The sequence below is a fragment of the Methylorubrum suomiense genome (genome assembly GCF_022179765.1).
GTDB classification, from domain to species: domain Bacteria; phylum Pseudomonadota; class Alphaproteobacteria; order Rhizobiales; family Beijerinckiaceae; genus Methylobacterium; species Methylobacterium suomiense.
This window is the reverse complement of the sequence record NZ_BPRE01000022.1, coordinates 26,173-46,187: the sequence shown is the minus strand read 5'-3', so window position 1 is coordinate 46,187 and position 20,015 is coordinate 26,173. Positions and strand designations below refer to the sequence as shown.

The window sequence follows — 20,015 nt, the reverse complement described above, 5'->3', positions numbered from 1 at the left end:
ACTCTTCCTTGCTCAGCGTCGACCGATGCCCCCGAGGGCACCACCTACGAGTCCCATGAAGGCGCGAGCCGCCTGCTCATTCTGAAGCCGCTGCTGCTCGGCCTGCCTTTGGCCCTCCATCAGGCGGTCCACTGCCTCCGAGGCCTCGCGATGACCCAGTCCTGCGGCCCGTTTGAAGAGACGATAGGCTTCCTCCTGCCCCGCCCCCTCGACACGACCCTTCGAGATCATCGTCGCCAAGCTGACCATGGCATCCGGATCGCCCAAGTTGGCCCCCTGCCGGAAGCTCGCAAGGGCGCCGGCCAGATCGTTGCGCCCCACCCGGGTGTCGAGAAGCGCCCAGCCATAATTGTCGTAGGCTGCGCGATAGTTCTGTCGCATCAGGACCTGCAGCAGCGGCAAGGCTTTCCTGGGCTCCGACGCTTGGTAGGCCCGGGCCAGTTGGTAGCGGTAGCGGCGCTCCTCCGGGTACTGCCGGACAGCCATCTCGCAGGCCTCGACCGCTGACCCACCCGCGCTTCGCAGAACCTCCCAAGCCACGCCGGGCGTGGTCTTGGGCCGATCGGGGTCATAAGGCCCTGCAGCAGACTGATCACACAGCTCCCCGGCCCGGGCTATCTTAGCCTGCCGCTGCGCCTCGGCCTCCCGCTGGGCGGCCTCTCGTTGCACCCGCTCGACGGCTTCGCGTTTCCCCCGCTCGACGCTTTGACGCCAATCGGTCACGACCTTCCGGTCGACGATGAGGAGCTTATCGCCGGTCCGCGGATGGAAGCCGGAGTTGTCGAAAAATTCGTAGTTCGAGCCTTCCCGCCAGTACCACACTCGCGGCTGGCCAGTGACGGGATCGAACCAAGCAACGGTCGTGGGATCGACGGGCTTAGCGGGCCGCTGTTGCCGGGCAGCGCGCTCTTGCTCTTCCTTCCGGACCGTCTGGGACTTCGGTACGCAAACGGTAACCTCGGACTTGATTGAGAGAGAGCCGCCCGCTTCCGTGGTCTTCCGGTTTTCCTCCAGGATCTTCACCCGAACGAAGCCAGCGAGGTTCGTCTGCTCAAGCTGCTTAAAGCGCTGCTCGGCATCGCTGTTCACAATTTCCGCACGGTTCTCGCGGGACGACTTTACCTCGACGCCAACGACTTGGCTGATAGCGAGTTGATTCGTCCGATCGAGAGCCCGCTTTCGTGCGGCGTCCATCTCGGACCAATTGCCGAAATCTTCATCGACACTGACTGGAACAGTCTCTTGCCGGGCGCAGTCACTGTCGTCGTAAGCCGAGGCTGGCCCGAGGAGCAGGAGCAGTGCGGCAAAGCTCGCGGGCGTGAGAGCGCCATGGAGGCGCCTTGCCGACCTTTTGGGAAGAACTACGAAAGCGATCTCCTCGCCAATCGATCGTTCGGGGTGGCTCTGCGAACGGCCGTCCGCAGCGTCAAAAGACGTGGCCGTCATCGCCCGCGCTCCGACTTTCCGCCGCCACATGCCGTACTCGTTGAGATTGTTTTCAGTTCCGTCATTACTTCCAGATCGGAAGCGCACCGTCCAGTGATGGACGTGACGAAATCGATCTTTTGCCCAGATTGAGCCTTGGTAACCTGAACGACGGTCAACGATCCTGCAATGGCTACACTATGCCCTACTCGCGCACGAGTTGGCCACGATCCGGCTTTTAGTAGAGTAGTAATGCAAAATGCGGGCGGCAATTTAGGTGCTATCCCTCAATTTCTAAAATAATATCATACGTAATCAACAGGCTGCTGCAAAAGTCCAGAGATGGAGAAAGACGTTCTCCTCATATCGGCGTTCGGTGGGTTTGGGCCTCCAAACATAGTCCAATTTTCAGCCGGAGCGGTTCCCTCGACTGGAAAAACTAAGGACCTGGGAGATGATTTTTCTACCTCGCCAGACTTTTGCAGCAGCCTGTTAACCAGTCTAATCGACTATATAAAACAGAACAAATGATATTCTCACATCATAAGGCGACATGTTTTACGAAAGGTTTGGGCAATTAAAAATCGATGCTATTCACATCAACTTCGGGGAAGTACGCGGGTTTGCGGTCTTGTAATCTTGACCTCGGCCGATGGCGATTCGCTTGGAAGACTGATCGTCTTGACGGCTTGCTCGCCTGCGGGAAGGGCGCGTTCAATCTCGACATGGCCGCCACGATCCGCCAGGACCGAACGAAGCTGGTCAAATTGCCCGCACCAGATTGTTTCCTGATCTTTGTCGCGCATGGCAGTTCGGGGACTGGACGGCTGGTCTGAACCGACTAACCGGGCCTGCATGCGCGATGCATCGGCAGGAGTCGCGAGTTCGACACCGTAATCGTCAGTGCCGGGGCGCCGTACGACAATGCGACCCTCCTTCGCCCAAGCCGCTTCCATTCCCTCCCGAACTTCGTAGCCGAGCGATGCCAGCCCCCCGAGCACAGCCCGCCGCCGCGCTTCAGCAGTGACCTGCCGACGCCCTTCCTCAAGCAGCGTCTCCCCGTCAGTGATGCGCGCCCGCATCTCCGAGACATTCCTGTCGGTGATCGCAGCATCAAGTTGAATGCTGCATGCACGCCCCTTCTCGGAGGACAGTGCTGCCAACTCAGCGCGGACTTGCATCGCTTTAGCAGTCGCAGCTTCAATAGCGCGTTCGTCTCGCAGGCGCCGGGCGGCCTCAAGAACAAGCGAGTCTGTTAGGAGGGCACGTCGGTCTGCCGAAGGCTCGGCGAAAATCGAGATTGCGCGCTCAGTCAGATCGGTGATGTCGACAAGTGTCGCACACGTGCTCAACTCCGAGAGCAACCCGTCGAGCCGTTCCGCCTGGGGGTCAGGTCGCGCGTTCTCCTCGAGCCATTGAGCGAAAGCCGGGATAGGACCGCCGGCATTGAGCCGGGCTGCAAGGCCACTCTGGCCGGAGGATTGCCTCTTCGGCTGGCCTTGTACCAGCGTGGCGATGCTGGCCTCTACGGTACGCTGCATGGCATCCAAGTCAGAACCTGTGGCCGTCATTGCGCCCTCAATTGCAGCGGTGAGGGCTTCCGGCACCGGTTGCCCGGCCTTTGCCAACGAGGCCGCGATCGAACGGGCCGCATCATGCGTTCGCCGCCGCCTCGAGCGTTGGTCCGCTTCAGCGGCGATCGCTTCGCTTCTCAGGCGTTCGCCTTCGAAGCGGAAATGTTCGATCGCTCGTGCTGCCTCCTTCTGGAGATCGACCCATTGTTCCGAGCGAAGCAATGCTTCGAGGTTAGCCCGTCGCGTCGCTAGCTGCGTCTCAAGGGCGGAGCTTGCCAGTCCGAAGCGAGTTGCGTTGCGGAGCAGTTCGGCGGCGGACTCGCCTACGAGTAAAAGCCAGCGCTGGCAGGTCGCTTCCAATTCCTCTCGGGTCACGACCCTGACGACCTTGGGACCGCTCATTCCGCCGCCTCCCTCACAATGGCTGTCGCAAGAGCCTCCCGAAGCCTTGCCCGCTCAGCTTCCGGCCGGCTGTACCAAGCGCTCGATGAGACGCGGTGCGTGCGCGGCACGGCGCGGCCTAGCACCTTGGGCCGCCAGACTTCGCGGGCTCTCGCCTTTTGGAGGAGACGGTGACGCGGAGAGTCGCATTCGATTCCGAGGCCGAAAAGGCCCGTCCGTGAATCGACGATCGCATAGTCCAACCCGAAGACGTCGGTTTCGTCCGCGGACGGCACCGGCTCGTAACCGAGTTCGCGGATGTATCGCCCGACGGCCTGAGCCAAGCCGTCGTGCTGGACAGTGCCGATCTTGATCTTGCCCTGGCCCGGCGCGAGGCGCGTTTGGAGCGCCCGCGCGGCGGCGACGTCTCCAGAGGCCATCTTCGCCGCATAATCGAGATAGGCTTGAAGAAAGTCGCGGGGCTTGTGTGGCACGCGCCCGGCTGCGTGCCAGTCCGAGATTTCGCTGAACGGCATCGAGGTCACGACGACGATCTTCTCCCGGGCGCGCGTGACCGCGACGTTGAGCCGTCGCTCGCCACCCGTCTGGCCGAGGACGCCGAAGAACCGGCGGAAGGCTCCCCGACGGTCACGGCCGAACGTGGTGCTGAAGACGATCCAATCGCGCTCGTCGCCTTGGACGTTCTCGACGTTCTTGACGAAGAAGCCCATGTCTTCGCCGCCCTGATTCCGTTCGCGTTCAGCCTTCAGCGCGGCGAGGAACGTCGGGTCCGCCCCGGCGCGCTCCTCGATCTTGTCGGTGACGAGGTCGGCCTGCTTCTTGTTGAAGGTCACGATGCCGATGCTCGGCCTCTCCGCAAAGGGAGCTGACCAAACGTCAGCCAAGAGCTCGACCAGGCGGTCCGCCTCCTCCGGGTTCGTCTGCGCGTCATAGACGCCGTCGACCCGGAGTACCTCGATCGGCTTGCCGCGACGGATCTCCTCGTCGGGGTGCCGGGCGGGAACGCTGAGGCAGTTTCCGTAGAAGGCACCGTTCGAGAAGCCGATGAGCTCGCGGTAGGTCGATCTGTAGTGGATCTGCAATGTCGTGGCCGGCAGGCATCCTCGCGCAAGCTGCAGGAGGTCCGGGCACGCGGTGACGTCTTTCTTGTTCCAGGCATCTTCGAGCGCCGAGCGTTCGGCCTCGGTGGCCGCTTCATCGGGCTGCTCGTCGATCTCGTCGTCGTCCTCCTCCTCCGCTCTTCCAGAGAAAAAGGCGCTCGGCGGCATCTGCTTCTCGTCGCCAGCGACGACGACCCTTCGCCCGCGGAAGAGGGCAGGCACGGCCTGCTCGACGGGGATTTGTGAAGCCTCGTCGAAAATCACGAGGTCGAAGATGCCGGGCTTTAGGGGAAGCAGGCGGCTCGCCACATCGGGTCCCATGAGCCAAATCGGCCGCAGGCGCATGAGCCCGAGGGCTTCACCCCTCTCGAAGGCGCCCCGAAGGCTCATCGGGCGCGGCCCCCAAAGAGCCGTGACGACATTCCAATCCGCTTGGGTGCCGATCGAAGCCGGATCGATGCCGTGAGCCAGCACCTTTCGGTTCAGATCCCGCATCTCCGTGTCGAGCCGCGCCAAGTTGGCGACCTTGCGCGCCGTCTCGGCCATGTCGACCGAGAGTTCTGGATGCTCCGTCTCGATGCGCGTTGTCCAACCGAGCAGAGCCTCGCGCCGAAGGGTTGCTCGCACCACTTCGTCGAGTGCTCCGGCCGGGGCGCGATTCAATACATCCGCGTGCGGCCGCAGAGCAGAAAACGCGGCGAGGCTTTCCGCGTCGAGCGACGCCGCCCACGCCCGGAAGCGCTGGAAGGCCGACAGCGTTGGCAGAGCCGCCATGATCGCTTGCACCGTTTGCGGCATGGAGCCGCCCCGGCGGATGGCATCGACACAGCGTGTTGTCAGTTCGTCACTGAACGACGCTGCCAACGGCTCCAGAGCCTTCAGGCTCGCCTCGCGGGCGGCGTGGCGTCGGAAGGCGGACTGGTAGCCGATTGCGAGAGCATGAAGGGCCGAACCGGAGCCGGACTCGATCACGTGCTCGGCGTCTGCGCGTCGCGGGCAGGACAAGGCTGCCTCGGAATCCTTCGCAGCTTCTCTGAGAGACGACGCGATGGCTGTTGTCTCGTCCCGCAGGGATTGCAGCGGTGCCGGTGTCGAGGCTGGCGCCAGCCCGAGGGTCGAGCGCAGGCTGTCGAGGCGCTTGCGCAGCGGCCTGACTATGCCTTCCCGCGCCGTCGCCGCCGCGAGAGTCGAGAGGCCGGATTCATCGCCCGCCTGTCCGAGACCGATCAAGTAATCACGGCAGGACTTCCTAAGGCGTCGCCGACGCGGACTCAGCCTGCCGAAGAACCCGACCGGAGCCGTCGCCTCTCGCGCCTCGGCAGATCGGACCTGCAAGTCCTGATCGGAGAGCGCGGCCACCGGCTCGAAGAGCTTGCCTTCTGCTTGGGCCGGCGCTGCATTCTGCAAGTCGGAGGCGAGGGCCGCAAGATCGCGGGCGATGCGGTTGCCGGGCGTCTCGTTTCCCGTCTCGCTCTTGAACAGCGGAAACCACGCACGAAGCCTCTCACGGCGTTCGTCGGTCATGGCCGCCAAATGCCGAGCCCCGGTATCGAGCCAGGCTCGATGGGGAGTGGGATCCTCGATCTCGAACGAGGGAGGCAAGTCGGCGAGCAGGGCTTCGCGGGCTTCCTCCGCCGCACCGAAGCTAGCGAGGGCCGCCTGGAATGCCGTGACCGTCGCGTGATCGACCGGGAACGGCTTCAACGCTGCCAGGGCGCTGCCTTCGAAGGCCGACGCGAGCCACAGGGACGCGTGAGGCCCACATTCCTCTTCGAGACGCGCCACGGCGTCGGCTCCGCCGTTCGCCAGCATTCGGCGCAGTTGCGGAGCATCGATCGCGAGACCGTCTTCTTCGATTGCGAGGAGCTCGCCTAGCATCTGGCGGTAGGTCAGGCCCGCCGCGTCATCCACGACGTGGAGGGTCTCGTGTCCGCGGTCGAGATCCTTTTCATTGATCTCGATGCGTGCCGCCTTGGCATCCCTCTGTTTCCGCAGGGCGGCAAGCGCTTCGGCATCGCCGGCACCGAGGGCCGCAACCTGATCGCGCAGCGCACGGAAGATGCCCTCGCGGTCGCGGTTGATATCGTTGACCATGAAAAGGCGCTCTCCGAGCCCCTCCGCGTCCATCCGCTTTTGCACCACCTTGAGCGCCGCCTGCTTCTGGCAGACGACCAGAGCGGTCTCACCGCGCCCGATGACGTCGGCCAGGATGTTGACGATCGTCTGGCTCTTGCCGGTTCCGGGCGGTCCCTCGACGAGGAGGCCCGGCGCCAGTCGCGATGCGAGAACCGCCGCGTCCTGCGATGGGTCGCCTTCCGCCGTGCCGAAGCGGTCACGTTCCGGCACGGGCTCCGGTCGAGGAGCTGCGGGCGTACCGGAGACCCTGAGAGCGGGATCGAGCGCCGTCCCGGCCACAGGTTGAGCGCGCAGCTGGCGGAGATCCTCGACGAGCGACTGGCCGGCAAACTCGGCGTTGAACAGCACCGCCGAAGGACACAACGCCATGGGCACCGTAGGAACCGCATCCTTCCCGGGTAACCGGGCGAGGGAGTGTCCCTGCGGTTCAGCGAGATGGCCAAACCCATCCATCGCCTCGCCAAGCCGCAGAGCTGGACGCTTCAAGAGGTCTTCGGCTGCCGAACGCCATTGCGCGAAGGCCTCTTTGCCGAGGAGCCCTTCGAGCGCTGGATTGAGCCGCACCTCCTCTCGCCCACGGTCGAAGGCCAGACTTGCCGTCTGACCCGCACCGCTCGGCAGGTCGATCGACACCGGCCACAGCAGAATGGGCGCGATGCGCGGCTTGGTGTTGGACCGTCCGGGACGCATGTCGCGGGCGTGCAGTATCGGGAAGCCAAGATACCGTCCGTCGATGCCCGTATCGCGAACGAAGGTCTGGGCGTAATTGACCAGGTGACGAAGGCGGTACGCGATGTTCTGATCTGCTGCCAGAGCGTCGGGATCGATCGGCGTCGCGGCTTCGCCCCGAGCCAGGATCTGGTTCAGCAGCGCCTCGGCCGGGCGCGAGCCTGATCCGAGTTCCATCAGGTCGAGCCTGGGCGTGGTCTTACCCAGCACGAAGCGGACGAGTGGACCCCGGCCCACCGTGGCGGAGAGCCGCTTCTCGAAGACGTCCATCAGTTTGGCGACGTATTGCTGGCGCGGGGGCTCCTTCCACTGGTCTTCGGACACTGCCAGCAGGGTCGCCGCCCGCGCCAGCGGCATCCTGCGTTCGACTCGATAAGCATCGGCCCACTCATCGATCGCGGGATTGCCGCAGCGGGCGAAATTGGCGATGCGCGCATCGACCGCCGTGAAGATCTCGCGCCGAGAGGCAGCAAGCGTTGTGCGCAGTGCGGCCTCATCCGTCGGTATGCCAGCCGAAGCAGCGGCCGTTCGCGTCGCTTCGACCAGCGCCTCCATCGGCACGAACTGATGGAGAGCCGCGCTAATGAGGATGATCACGTCCTCGTCGCTAAGCCGAGACCGCTCGACGAGCATGGCAAGGCCGGCATGGTCCGTGTCGGGAAACAGGACGCGTCTCGCCTCACGCTCGGCGTCCAGATTGGCCCGCGATGTTGCAAGCAGCGCGACGCGAGCCCGATCTTCGTCGAGTTCGACCTCAAGACGTTGGGCGCGCTCCCGGACGGCGGCAGCACGGGCTCTGAGGCGGGGAAGCCATGCCTCGCGCCCGAGCCGTTCCAAGTGTCTCGGCGCATCGCCGGTCACCAAGGCATAGCCCTGCTCGGGATGCGCCATCAGCCAAGCAGGGGTGACGATCTCGCCCCGGACCGACAACGGCAGCGCGGGGTTCATGGCCATCATGGCGATCGCGTGCCGCAGATCCGTGTCGAGGCCGTCAGCCGTCGAAGCACTCCTGACCAGCGAGAGGATACGCGCATCCTCCTTGCGCTCTGCCAGCCACGTCGCCGTGGTCCCGTTGGCCGTCAGCGTCGCCGCTTCGTCCCAATGGCCGGCTTCTGCTGCCGCCAGCGCGAACGTCGCCGGGTCGGTGAAACTCCGACCCGCAAGACGGATCGCGGGCCCCGCCCGCTCATCGGTTTCAGACGGGTCCGGTAAGGGCAGTGGAGGCGGGGCCCCATTGAGCCAGGCGCTGACCTCCCGGCCTCCCCAACGTCGGTGCGGGGCGCGGACGAGCAATCCACGAAGGAGCGTCCTGATCTCACCATCGATTGTGTCGGGGATGGAAATACCGCGCGTGACGACATGCAGTCGGAAAGCGAGGTCTTCGGTCCCGGCGAAGCACGCCCCACGCGTTGCCTGTTCCAGGACGATCATCCCCAGCGACCACCAATCCGACGCGGCGCTCACCGCGCCGACAATGGCCTCGGGGGCGGAGTAGCGGGACAATTCGAGCGGCGCGACCTGTTCCAGATCGAAATCCGACAGCCGTGCCGAGCCCCATCCCGTGACGACAAGGTCGAGGCTTTCGGGATCGCGGATAAGCACAGTCGCCGGCCGCAGGTCGCGATGCCGTAATCCTGCTTCGCTGAAAGAGTGCAGAGCCCGACCAAGCTCATTGATGGCGGTGCGCAGCCTTTCCGGCTCCAACCATCCGGCGGCGTCGAGCGAGCCGTTGGGCATGGGCTCGACAGCCTCGAAGGTGCGCCCGGTGATGCGCCCAGTCGCCAGAAGCTCCGGGACGTGGTCGGTGGGCAGGCGCCGCAGGGCCTCGTGTACCGCGGGGTCGGGCTCGCTCCCCGCGTGGTAGTGGACGATCCGGGCCGGACTGCCATCGGCTTCCCGCACGGCGTCGTAGACATCCCAGGGACCTGTTGCGGTCCCCGCCGCCGCTCGACGGATATCTCGAAAGCCCTCGAAGGCGGGGGCGTCTCCTTCCTCAGCGGGCCGATCAGGCTCCGGAGCAGGTCCTGGATCGACAGGATGGCCCTCCGCGATCTCGCCGCCGCAGACCATGCACATCTGGTCCCCGGGCTCCACCGGGTGACCGTTGACGCAGCAAGGCGTCGGCTCGACAGGTCGCGGTTCCGAGGGCGGGAGATCGACCGGCTGATGCGGCTGCGAACTTCCAGCGGCGCGCAATTCTTCATCGCCGATGTAGTAGTCGCAATTCCCGCAGGTCATTTCCGACGGAGGGCGCTCACTGCCACAAAAGGGGCAGACGCGGACGATCACCGGAAGATCGTTGGTCGTATTGGTCACCGCACGTCCTCTGTCGTCGCCGCCGAATGACCGGCGGCTTTCAGCGCCGCAGCAAGCTTCACCATATCGCCCGGTCGCGGAATGCCGACCAGGAACGCGTCGCCGGTGTCGTCGTCGAAGAGCACGTCGAGCGCGCGTGCTCCGACAGGCAAGGCAGCCTCATAGGCCGAGAAGAGCTCCACGCCCCGCGCGGTGAGTGGCACGAGACGTTGGTTGTCGCTGCCACGAAGCGCGAGCGTTTGTGGGGCATCGCGCACGAACGGGTCCGCAATGATGGCATCGATCAGGCCGCCGAGTTTGGATAGCTCGGGCTTCAAGTCTTCGAAGGCGCGTCCGGAATAAACGAGGACATTCCCGCCGCCGAGCCGGTGCCAGCCGCGCAGGAGCGCGGCGAGCGCTTCGGGCTGCTCGAACGGTTCGCCGCCCGATACCGTCAGACCATCCGCCAAAGACACGGCTGGTGCGAGCACATCCAGCACTTCAGCAACCGTCGTCATACCCTTGCCGACCGCCCAGGTATCCATCGACACGCAACCGGGGCACCGGATCGAGCATCCTTGGAACCAGACGCCGACGCGCTGACCGGGGCCGAGCGTCGTGATGGGAAAATGGATGCGGGAGAGCGCCAGGGCAGTCATCAACTCGGCCCCCCGGATCGGGTGAGTTCAATGACCGTCCCGCCCTCGGGGTGCACATGAAGCGCGGTGATGCTGAGGGCATCTCCAGGCTCGGCATCGTGATCGAACAGGGCCCGGGCAAGCGGGCTGATCAACCCGCTTTCGACCTTGTTGCGGATGCCACGACCGCCATTAGACAGATCGGATAGACAGGCCTGCCTCAAGGCAGCGCGGGCATCGTCAGTGATGGTGACAGCGATGCCCTGATCCGCAGCGATTCCGCGAAGTACGTCATCGACTTGACCTTCGAAAATCAATTTGGCGATGTCGGGTCTCATGAAGTCGAAGACCAAAACATTGTCGCCGATCCTGTTCAGGATTTCGGGGCGATTTAGAACGAGCTTGAAATGCCGGTCGATCTCCGCACGCACCTTCGACTGGACATCGAAGAAGGCGTCCTCGGCCGTGACGTTTGCCACACGAGATCCATCGGCTTCCAGGCGATAGATGCCGAGGTTCGACGTGAAGATGATGAACGCCTCGGAGAAATAGACCCGATCGCCGCGGCCGCTGGTGAGAACGCCGTCGTCCAGCACCTGCAAGAACTTGTCGAGGATGCGCGGATGCGCCTTCTCGATTTCATCGAAGAGCACAACCGAGAACGGTCTTTCGCGGATCGCGTTCGTGAGTTCGCCACCGACGTCGTAACCGACATAACCCGGTGGCGCCCCGATCAGGCGCTGGTCGGAGTGCTCTGCTGAGAACTCGGACATGTCGAAGCGGATATACGCTGTCTCGTCGCCGAAAAGCAGGCTCGTGAGAGCCTTCGCGAGTTCAGTCTTGCCTACACCAGTTGGGCCAGCGAGGAAGGCTACGCCGCGAGGGCGGCTACCGCGCCGGGGCGCTCCCACGCCAGTGACCGCGCGTTTGACGATATCGAGCATGTGCGTGACGGCATGGTCCTGGCCTTTGACGCGCGCCTGGAGCGTCGCCGTGCCGTTTCGAACTTTCGTGCGGTCGATCCGTCGCCAGGGATCTTCGCTCACTCCCACCTTGTAACGCCGAACGGCATCGCCGATCGCGGCAAGGCCAATGCCCTCGCTTCGGGCGAGTTGCGCTATGGCGGACATGTCGACCAACAGCATCCCGTCCGTGCCATCGACGAAGGCACCTACGGCGGCCTCCTTCTCGTCCGCGCGCGCATCGGCATGGCCAGCGAGGCTTCTCAGCAGGACCCGGGCAAGAACACCGCGCGCGAGATTGTCTGGTTTGCCGACCGGGATGTGCCTGATGCGGGGATTGTCGATCAAAAACCAATCCGGCAAGTCGCCTTCCTTGTCGACGACCCAGACAACGGAATTGAAGAACGGGCGCGGCGGCATTCCAATCGGCCGGGAGCGCGCGACGTGGGAGGCGACGAGCGCCTGCATGAAGGCTTGATGCTCTGCAGCGCTCAGGGCATCGTTGCGAATGATCAGTCTCGACGCGAAGTCGATCAGCAGAGCGATCGGCTCACCGGATCTCGCCGCGATCCGCGCGAGTGTCGTCGCGAGCAGTTCGATCCCAGCGGGTGCATGTCCCTGCGCATCCGGCTGCAGGCCCAGCGCCGCCATCGCGCTCAAAGCAGTTTGGAGCTCCTCTCCAGGCGCCAGAAGAGGGCGAAAGCCGTTTACGGGGTCGAAGTAGAGCACATTGGCAAAGCCCGCCTCCCGCAATTCGCTCCGTAGCGCCGCCGCGAGCGAGACAGGGACAGGCGCTCCCGGTGTGACATCCGACAGCTGATGATCCCGGACATTGCCGGATACGACGAACTGCGGCTTGAGCGGGAGAAAGCGCCGTAAGTCACGTAACCAGCGCGCTTTCTCTGTCGCTGGCAGAGCCAAGACCGGATTAGTCACTCGTCCCCGCTCTGCTGCGCTGAGATGTCTGACCTATAGTTGTGAGCATCCGCGCGGCAGGATCTCTGTCAAGGGCGGCAGAGCAACAGTTTCTGGCAACCTGAAATCGTCGCTATGTACCGCAAATGTTCGAGCCGTGCCTACGCGGCGGTGCCCAGCCGCTCTACAAGATCCCCAGCACCGTCGAGACGGTCACACGAGGCGATCTCGAGTTCGATCGGGCGACCTGGCGGCTGATCCTGAGGTTGCCCCTCACTGTCCAGCGCATGATGCAGGGTCGGGGCGTCGTAGGGCGAGTTGAGGATCGGCTGCTCGAAAAATAGCTTCGCCACGGGCCCGATCCATTCATCAGCGCGTTTGGCACGCGCATTTTGTGGTCGTGGATACCAACCTCACCGTCACTTCGCGAGTTTAGCGAGTTCATCTCCTTACGAAAGCGCGACCACAGTGTTTCTCAAGCAACCGTCGGCATCGCGCCCGTGGACCGTAACGCGCAACCAGATCAAGTTCGTCGACCTCGTCGTCGATCACCGCACCCGCACGCGAGATCCACCACGGCCTACATGGACCTGAGAAGAATGAGGCACTGATCGAGATTATTATGCTTGAAGGCGGCGCTCGTCGGTGCCTGACTGTAAGCGGCTGGTTATTAAGCACGTCTAAATTCCTTTCAGATGCGCGAGCTTGGCCGGAGATGGCGAGAAAGAATCCGGAGCCCCACGCCCATAGATTGGCCCAAAAGCTGCCCTGAAGCCTCTCAATGCGAAAGCAGAGAGCATGCGCTTCCGAGTGAGAGGGAGAAGGCGTGGCGTGATCGCCGGATGAAGCCGAAGGCGACGGCCGGGTAGGTAGAAGCAGGCAGCAGTGTCCCGGAGTAGATCTACCAGCGCAGGGAGCCCGGAGGGCGACCGGAGCCTCAGCTGCGGGAACGCAAGAAGATGCACCTCGAGGCTGACACTCTACTCAGATGGCGAGCGGGCGAAGCCCGCGAGCGTATTGCCGGTGGATAGCATGTAACGCGTTCCATATAGATATATCTATCTTTTAAGATATAGGTATATCTATATGGAACGCGTTACAGCTCCCCAGCACTTCACCCCCCTCTGCCGGCTCGTAGTTCGCTGCCGGCTATTCCTTCTCCGGCACGCCTTTAGGAAGATCCCGAACTACTCATCCCCGTGCGAGCGAGAGCCTTCTTGGCGCGATGACGGGCAACCCGCTCCCGGTTCAGCGCGAGCTTCTCCTCATCCCGGGGCTTCTCGTTCCCGTAGCGCTGGGCCACCTTCTCGCGGACTTTGGCCTCGGCGGTCCTGCACTCCTCCCGGACGTGGCACTCGATGCACGGTGATATGGAAGGTGAGCACGCGTGTGGAAGGCCGAAGCAGGACGGCAGGAAGTTGGTCGCCCGTAGGGCTGGAGGTGGATCCGCCTTCATGCCTGCCGCCTCAGACAGCATCTGCTCGACCACGTACGGGTCGAACTCGGCCTTGGCACGATCGAACGTGAATAGGCGATCCACGAAGCAGGCCTGGGCGATGGCGAATGGCCGGGCATGCCGCGCCTTCAGGCTATCGATCACCCACTGCTGATGCTCGATCTGTGCCGGCAGACCGCAGAAGGCCCCGACCCGGTACTGCGGTAGTTCGGAAAACAGCGGCAAAGCTCTGCGGCGCTCCTCCCAGCGCTCCTGCAAGTGAGGCATGCTGAGCAGGTTGTAGAGCTGATTGGGTCTGGGCACACGGGTGATGCCGCGGCGGAATGCTGCTTCCATGCACTCACGAATGAAGAAGTCGTAGGGCATGCCGAAGCCGTCAGCGACCTGCCGTGCACGCCAAGCCGCACTGAACTCGCCTGGGTTACCCCATAGGCCTCTGGCAGGTACGGCGCGCTTGAGCGTGGCCGTCCCAGCGTCGAAGTTTCTCCGGAAAGCCTCTCGGTAGAGGTGAATGTATGTCTCGTAGAACAGCTCGGTTGCCTGCACGGCCGAGATAAAGCGATAGTCGAACCACTTCACACCGCTTATACCTCGCTCTTCGGCTAGGCGCTTGGCATCGATTAGGCGCGCAGCCTCTAAGAGCGGACCGAATCGTGACACTGCTGCTCTCGAAGCAAGGCTTGTCGACGATATAGTAGTCTGTTCTTCATTTTTTGTCGAAAACGTCGTATCAGAGTGTGACATATTTTGTGAGCTCTATGGGCTGTCGGCCGAGGCCAATCTTCGTTACTGATGCAACCACCCGTCGATTTTCATACGAATAAGCCGGATAGTGCCCAGTCGCCATCATGTTTGGGTCGGATGCATTGAGGATGGCAGGAGCGGTGCGGTAGAGCTTGATTTGATCATCAAGCTCTACACGGCCGATCAGGCAGCTAGTGGAAGCCGATCGAGCTCAGCCAGGGTCGCAGCAAGATCATTAAAATTTTCGTCGCCCCAGCGATCGGCGGCAACTGGAGCTGAGCTTGAGATTGGGGCGGAAGAGCGATACTCCGTCAGCCGGGTAAGATAGTCGCCGCTGGCACGCTCATCATGGAGGCGTGCGGCCTCCGTCTCCTCACACCATGCTCGCCACCCAGGATCACGATCGTTGGCGACGATCCACACCGGTATGCGGCTCATCCGGAAGAGCTTCCCGCCCTTCCGCACCGAGTAGACGGCGATAAGACCTGTGTGGTCACCGAGGCAGGTGTAGAGGCGCTGCCGTCCCTCCTCTGAACCGCCTATCAAGACGGAGCTGTACTTGGCGCGAACCAGCTTGCGGCCGCCTCGGCGGTAGTAGTTCGACATGGCCCGGTCAATAAGGATGTCGTTGCGCATCTGCGTCTCTTTTATGATCGATGTTTCAGCTCTAGCAACGAGGCAACGGGCATGCGGTCTACGGAGTGAGTTGGCCTTCGCCTTATCTCCTTGGACGGCTGCCGAAGTAGCGTTGATTGAAGTTGTAGCGGCGGCCGGACGGGCACGCGCACGATCATCGATTTTTTGGCCGATCGGCTCCTCGCCCTGCAAATGCGCCACGCCTTGGTGTTATGGCGCCTATCGCCACACGCGTTTCATCGCTTTCGGGCTGCGGTCCACATCGCAAACACCTGCAGATAAAATTGCTGCTTGAGTCTGAACGGGCTTTCGTCATCCAAGGCGCTTGGCTAGGTCTGCAGCACGTAGGTGTGTGTAGCGCTGCAGCATTCGCAGCTCTCGGTGCCCAGAAATCGAGGCGACTTCGACAACATTGAAGCCTTTCTCGAATAACCGGGACACCGCCTCGTGTCGCAGATCGTGCAGGTGCAGATCGTTGAGCCCTACGCGTCGCCTCAGACGCTCCCAGGCGAGCCTGACGGCGTTTGGGGCAGCCGTAAACACCTTTGCGCTCTCGCCCGTCCTGAGCTTCATGAGCGTCGCAACGGCACGTGTCGAGAGCGGCACGTCGCGGCTCGATCCGTTCTTTGTAAGCGGCAGATGAGCGACACGTCGGTCCAGGTCCACGTTCTCCCAGGTCAAGCTCAGCAGTTCACCGCGCCGCATGCCGGTCTCGACGGCCAGCTCGATCAGCGGGCGCAGATATGGCACCCGCCCCTTGTCAGCGGCCGTAAGCAATCGCTGCTCTTCGTCGCCTTCCAGGCGCCGTGTGCGACCCTTCGGTGGCGAGGGCCTGCGCACAAGCTTGCACGGGTTCTGGGCGAGATGGATGTCCCACTCCCGGCGCGCAGTATCGATCGCGTGGCTGATCGTGTTCAGCTCGCGGATCACCGTTGCGGGTGCAACCGACTTGAGGCGCTCGTCACGGTAGGTAGCGAGGTCGGCACTCGAGAGCAGTGTCATCGTCCGGTGGCAGATGGGTCGTCGCAGGATGGCGTTGATGCGCGCGATCTCAGTCACGGAACTGCGCTTCGTCGGCGAGACGGTGTCGCGGTAGCGCTCGAGAACCTGCGCCAGCGTCGTCTTCTCGGCCGAGCGCGTATCCGGCAGAGCTCCACATCGGTCAAGCTCGGCCTCGAGGCTGCGTGCCCACCGTTCAGCATCAGCTTTGGTGTCGAACGATTTAGCACGTGGTGCAATGCCTTTGCGGCGCACCGCAGCCTGCCATCGTCCACGTAGCTTCCGGATTGTTGCCACTGACCTTCTCCACGAGCGTTGCCGTGAGTGAAGGACACCGCGAGCGAACCGCCAAGGGTGGATTTTTAAGCAGCGCGCCACGGTCAAAAAGCGGAAATCAAGGCATGCTCGCTTGCAGTTTGGTATGACTGCGCTTGACCAAGTAGAATTGTTGTATCGCCGTCAGCTTGAAGCCGCTGAACTACGCGATCTCGGCGCGGCAGGCACGATTAATCGCCAGATCGAGGACCGTTAGCGCGACGAGCAGCGAAAACAGTCGCTATGGCAAGTGCTTGCCACGTCCTGGATTAGCAAGTCTCAGTCTTGTCGGCTGAATATTAGCTCGAAACAAAAGGGCATGCGCCCAGCAGAGCTGAGAACGACGCAATCGTGCTGCGCTCCAAGCTATTTCCAGCAATCGAACTATATCTTGTTCGCGTTAATCGAATTGCTTGAGCGACCGCTTCGACGTCCAAGGACGTAATGCGGGAGGCCATGAACCCAGGGCGCATACTCCTCGCCTGAGCCGCACAGGTCTAGGACTTCGCTACCTCAGCAAGCCTGCTATCCCGAGGCTGCTTTGCGCCATGAGCGGACATCAACTCGATACCCGGAACCGGACATTCAGCTTCGCGCCCACCCCGGTCTTAAAACCGCATCCTCACAATGCCTGAAAGCAGACATACGAGCTTGCAATCGATTGTTCAGCAACAGCAACGCTCCGAGTAGCGCTGCAGAGGTGTAAGGCCTCCCGACATCCACAACCATCGACGACCGTTGCGACTCTGTGTGGACATGCATCGATGTGCTATGGAGTGCGGGGAGGATGACACATCAGGATGCGGTCCATCGGTGAGCACCTCGTCGAAGCGTGGCCGCGCCTGTTCCGCTACGCGCTGACGCTGACGCGGGAGCCCGACGCCGCGCGCGACCTGATGCAGCAGAGCGCCCTCAAGGCGCTCTCGACGGGGACGACGCCGAGCGAACCGCGGGCGGCCCGCGCCTACCTGTTCCGGATCGTGCGCCACGCCTGGATCGATCGGCTCCGCCGGAACCGGACCCGCCGCGAGGACGATCTCGTGGATTGGCCCGACGAAGGGTTCGACGACCGCCTGATTGAGGCCATCGCCGTGCGCCAGGCTTTCGCCACCCTCGATGCACCCTGCCGAAAGGTCGTGACCTGCGTGGACGTCGAAGGCCTGAGCTACCGGGAGACCGCCAAACGGCTCGGCATTCCCGTCGGCACGGTCATGAGCCGTCTGCACAGGGCGAGGCGGATCATGCTGCACCGGATCGCCGAGCCGTCCGATGGGAGCGAGGGGCCGTGATGCGCTGGGAGACCCTCAATGCCTACGTCGATGGGGAACTTGATGCGAAGGACCGGCGCGCGGTCGCGGAGACGCTGGCCCGCGATCCGGTCCTGGCCGCGCGGGTCGCGACCCTGACCCGGCTGAAGCAGGGGGTGAAACGGGAGGTGAAGGCTGCGGTCGTGCCGCCCCCGCGCGCGCCGATGGCCCGCGCCTCCCTCGGATGGGCGTGCGCCGCGGCCCTGGTCGTCCTCGTCGGCACCGGCTGGCTGGCCCCGTCGTCTCGCCCGCCGGCCGACGCCGCGCGCGCGGCCTTCATGGCCTGGAGTGCGGCGGGCGCACCCGCGAACGCCATGCAGCCCGCGGGCGGCCTGAACGGCTTCCCCCTCGATCTCGTGGCGGCGGGCTTCCGCTTGGTCTACCTGTCCGAGGGTGACGGTTCGGCTGGCCGGCTTGCCGGTTACGAGGGGCGTCACGGCTGCCGGCTCGCCGTCTGGAGCAGGCCGTCGCGCGGGCAGGCCGGACTCGAGATCGCGCAAGGGGACCGCGACCTGCGTGTGGCGCGCTGGGACAGCAAGGGGCGCCGCTACGTCCTCCTGTCCGAGACGGTGCCGGCCGAGCGCTTCGCCCTGCTGGCCGAGGTGGCCGTGCTCCTCACCGAACCGACCAAGACGGACCGCCTGCGGCTCGCCCTGGACCGGGCCACCGGCCTCTCTGAACGCCCCTGCACCGGCTGACCGGCGCGGGCCGCGGAATTTATTTCGACCCGCCGCGAATAGACCGGGGGCGACGTGCGTCTCCTCCTCCGCACGTCGCGGGCCCGGTCGCCGGAGTCACGCGCGAAACCGGGGAGGAATCGGATGCTCGACAGACGCGATCTCATCAGGCGGGCGGGTCTCACCGCCCTGGCGGGCCTCGGCGGCGGCAGCTTCGCGTCGTTGCGGGCACTCGCGGGCGACACCACCACGCTGCCCTTCGGCAACGGCGAGCGGCCCCTGGTGGCCTATCCGGGCAAGCGCCCGCTGCTCCAGATGACCGCGCGCCCGCCGCAACTGGAGACCCCGTTCTCGGTGTTCGACGAGGGCGCCATCACGCCCAACGACGCGTTCTTCGTGCGCTACCACCTCGCCGACATCCCGACCGAGATCGACCCCGAGACCTACCGGGTTGCGATCAAGGGCCATGTCGAGAAGGAGGTCTCGCTCTCGCTCGCCGACCTGAAGGCGATGCCGACGACCGAGATCGTCGCGGTCAATCAGTGCTCGGGCAACTCTCGCGGCTTCTTCGAACCGCGCATGGCCGGCGGGCAGCTCGCCAACGGGGCGATGGGCTGCGCCCGATGGACCGGCGTGCCGCTGAAGGCGGTGCTCGACAAGGCCGGGGTGAAGGCGGGCGCCGTCGAGGTCGCCTTCACCGGCCTTGACGGCCCGGTGATCCCGGAGACGCCGGACTTCGCCAAGTCGCTCAAGCTCGACCACGCCCGCGACGGGCAGGTGATGCTCGCCTGGGGCATGAACGGGCAGGATCTGCCCTGGCTCAACGGCTATCCCCTGCGCCTCGTCGTGCCAGGATTCTACGGCACCTACTGGGTCAAGCACCTGGAGAGCATCAGCGTGCTCGACAAATCCTTCGACGGCTTCTGGATGCAGAAGGCCTATCGCATCCCCGACAACGACTGCGCCTGCACGCAACCCGGCAAGGCGGCGGACAAGACCGTGCCGATCAACCGCTTCACCGTGCGCTCCTTTCTCACCAACCTGACCGACGGGGCGGACGTGAAGGCCGGGCGCACGCCCTTGCGCGGCATCGCCTTCGATGGTGGCTCGGGAATCAAGTCGGTGGCGGTCTCGACCGACGACGGCAAGACCTGGGCGGAAGCGCGGCTCGGGCAGGATCTCGGCCCCTACGCCTTCCGGCCCTGGACCCTCGACGCGGAGCTGTCGCAGGGGGCGCACGCGATCCGGGTGCGGGCAACCGCCAACGACGGGGCGAGCCAGCCGATGGAGCCGCGCTGGAACCCGGCCGGGTACCTGCGCAACGTGGTCGAGACCACCCGCGTGCGCGCGGCCTGAGGGAGTGACGACGATGACCCGCACCACCCTCGCCCTGACGGCGGCGCTTGCCCTCGCCACCGGCGCGGCCCTCGCCGCCCCGAAATCCTACGCGGTGCCGGAGCCGACCGCGGAGCTGCGGGCGCCGAAGGCCGGCACGCACGCGGAGGGCTTCGAGGCGGCCCAGGCGAACTGCCTCGTCTGCCATTCGGTGGACTACATCGCGATGCAGCCGCCCGGCAAAGGCGCGGCCTTCTGGGAGTCCGAGGTGACCAAGATGGTCAAGGTCTACCACGCGCCGATCGACGCGGCGCAGGCCAAGGCCATCGCCGCCTACCTCGCCGACACCTACTGAGGCGCGGCTGGAAAC

At 64.1% G+C, this 20,015-nt stretch carries 13 protein-coding genes; 4 read left to right on the top strand and 9 right to left on the bottom strand.

Translation table 11 applies throughout. The features are described 5' to 3' along the window. Positions 1-12: 12 nt before the first annotated feature. The 9 genes from MFF26_RS24255 to MFF26_RS24215 all read right to left on the bottom strand — a co-directional run bounded on the left by MFF26_RS24255 (position 13) and on the right by MFF26_RS24215 (position 16,266). Positions 13-1,446, bottom strand: coding sequence for a tetratricopeptide repeat protein (locus tag MFF26_RS24255; protein ID WP_238308775.1), 1,434 nt, complete (start codon positions 1,444-1,446; stop codon positions 13-15). Positions 1,447-2,024: 578 nt separating this feature from the next. Then, positions 2,025-3,401 (bottom strand): coiled-coil domain-containing protein, encoded by a 1,377-nt coding sequence (locus MFF26_RS24250; protein WP_238308774.1) that lies wholly within the window; start codon positions 3,399-3,401, stop codon positions 2,025-2,027. After that, positions 3,398-9,655 carry an AAA domain-containing protein gene (locus tag MFF26_RS24245; protein ID WP_238308772.1) on the bottom strand — a complete coding sequence of 2,086 codons (6,258 nt, stop codon included), beginning with the start codon at positions 9,653-9,655 and terminating at the stop codon, positions 3,398-3,400. The genes MFF26_RS24250 and MFF26_RS24245 overlap by 4 nt, the downstream gene beginning before the upstream one ends. Positions 9,656-9,678: 23 nt before the next feature. Beyond that, entirely contained in the window at positions 9,679-10,320 is a 642-nt protein-coding gene (locus MFF26_RS24240; RefSeq protein ID WP_238308771.1) for a 4Fe-4S single cluster domain-containing protein, read from the bottom strand. Then, on the bottom strand, positions 10,320-12,197 hold the full coding sequence (locus MFF26_RS24235; RefSeq protein ID WP_238308769.1) for an AAA family ATPase: 1,878 nt from the start codon (positions 12,195-12,197) through the stop codon (positions 10,320-10,322). The genes MFF26_RS24240 and MFF26_RS24235 overlap by 1 nt, the downstream gene beginning before the upstream one ends. Positions 12,198-12,337: 140 nt before the next feature. Next, the gene (locus MFF26_RS24230; RefSeq protein ID WP_238308768.1) at positions 12,338-12,529 is read right to left on the bottom strand and encodes a hypothetical protein; all 192 of its coding nucleotides are present in this window, start codon (positions 12,527-12,529) and stop codon (positions 12,338-12,340) included. Between the two features lie 818 nt (positions 12,530-13,347). Further along, positions 13,348-14,211, bottom strand: coding sequence for a hypothetical protein (locus tag MFF26_RS24225; protein ID WP_238308767.1), 864 nt, complete (start codon positions 14,209-14,211; stop codon positions 13,348-13,350). A gap of 348 nt (positions 14,212-14,559) precedes the next feature. After that, positions 14,560-15,012 (bottom strand): hypothetical protein, encoded by a 453-nt coding sequence (locus MFF26_RS24220; RefSeq protein ID WP_238308765.1) that lies wholly within the window; start codon positions 15,010-15,012, stop codon positions 14,560-14,562. Between the two features lie 312 nt (positions 15,013-15,324). Next, the gene (locus MFF26_RS24215) at positions 15,325-16,266 is read right to left on the bottom strand and encodes a site-specific integrase (protein ID WP_308447769.1); all 942 of its coding nucleotides are present in this window, start codon (positions 16,264-16,266) and stop codon (positions 15,325-15,327) included. Between the two features lie 860 nt (positions 16,267-17,126). Between MFF26_RS24215 and MFF26_RS24210 the strand changes: the two genes are divergently transcribed. The 4 genes from MFF26_RS24210 (at position 17,127) to sorB (ending at position 20,000) form a co-directional block, all read left to right on the top strand. Then, the gene (locus tag MFF26_RS24210; protein ID WP_091950927.1) at positions 17,127-17,615 is read left to right on the top strand and encodes an RNA polymerase sigma factor; all 489 of its coding nucleotides are present in this window, start codon (positions 17,127-17,129) and stop codon (positions 17,613-17,615) included. Beyond that, a complete protein-coding gene (locus MFF26_RS24205) occupies positions 17,615-18,331 on the top strand; it encodes an anti-sigma factor family protein (RefSeq protein WP_238308763.1) in 717 nt (238 codons plus the stop codon). Before MFF26_RS24210 ends, MFF26_RS24205 begins: the two co-directional genes overlap by 1 nt. 123 nt (positions 18,332-18,454) lie before the next feature. Continuing rightward, positions 18,455-19,666 carry a SorA family sulfite dehydrogenase catalytic subunit gene (gene sorA, locus MFF26_RS24200; protein WP_091950930.1) on the top strand — a complete coding sequence of 404 codons (1,212 nt, stop codon included), beginning with the start codon at positions 18,455-18,457 and terminating at the stop codon, positions 19,664-19,666. A 13-nt stretch (positions 19,667-19,679) separates the two neighbouring features. Then, the gene (gene sorB, locus MFF26_RS24195; RefSeq protein ID WP_174804894.1) at positions 19,680-20,000 is read left to right on the top strand and encodes a SorB family sulfite dehydrogenase c-type cytochrome subunit; all 321 of its coding nucleotides are present in this window, start codon (positions 19,680-19,682) and stop codon (positions 19,998-20,000) included. The last annotated feature ends 15 nt before the right edge of the window (positions 20,001-20,015 follow it).

What these genes read in the sequence shown, in the direction of transcription:
- MFF26_RS24255 (WP_238308775.1), bottom strand. Translation starts at nt 1,446, where the DNA reads ATGACGGCCACGTCTTTTGACGCTGCGGACGGCCGTTCGCAGAGCCAC.
- MFF26_RS24250 (WP_238308774.1), bottom strand. Translation starts at nt 3,401, where the DNA reads ATGAGCGGTCCCAAGGTCGTCAGGGTCGTGACCCGAGAGGAATTGGAA.
- MFF26_RS24240 (WP_238308771.1), bottom strand. Translation starts at nt 10,320, where the DNA reads ATGACTGCCCTGGCGCTCTCCCGCATCCATTTTCCCATCACGACGCTC.
- MFF26_RS24220 (WP_238308765.1), bottom strand. Translation starts at nt 15,012, where the DNA reads ATGCGCAACGACATCCTTATTGACCGGGCCATGTCGAACTACTACCGC.
- MFF26_RS24210 (WP_091950927.1), top strand. Translation starts at nt 17,127, where the DNA reads ATGCGGTCCATCGGTGAGCACCTCGTCGAAGCGTGGCCGCGCCTGTTC.
- MFF26_RS24205 (WP_238308763.1), top strand. Translation starts at nt 17,615, where the DNA reads ATGCGCTGGGAGACCCTCAATGCCTACGTCGATGGGGAACTTGATGCG.
- sorA (WP_091950930.1), top strand. Translation starts at nt 18,455, where the DNA reads ATGCTCGACAGACGCGATCTCATCAGGCGGGCGGGTCTCACCGCCCTG.
- sorB (WP_174804894.1), top strand. Translation starts at nt 19,680, where the DNA reads ATGACCCGCACCACCCTCGCCCTGACGGCGGCGCTTGCCCTCGCCACC.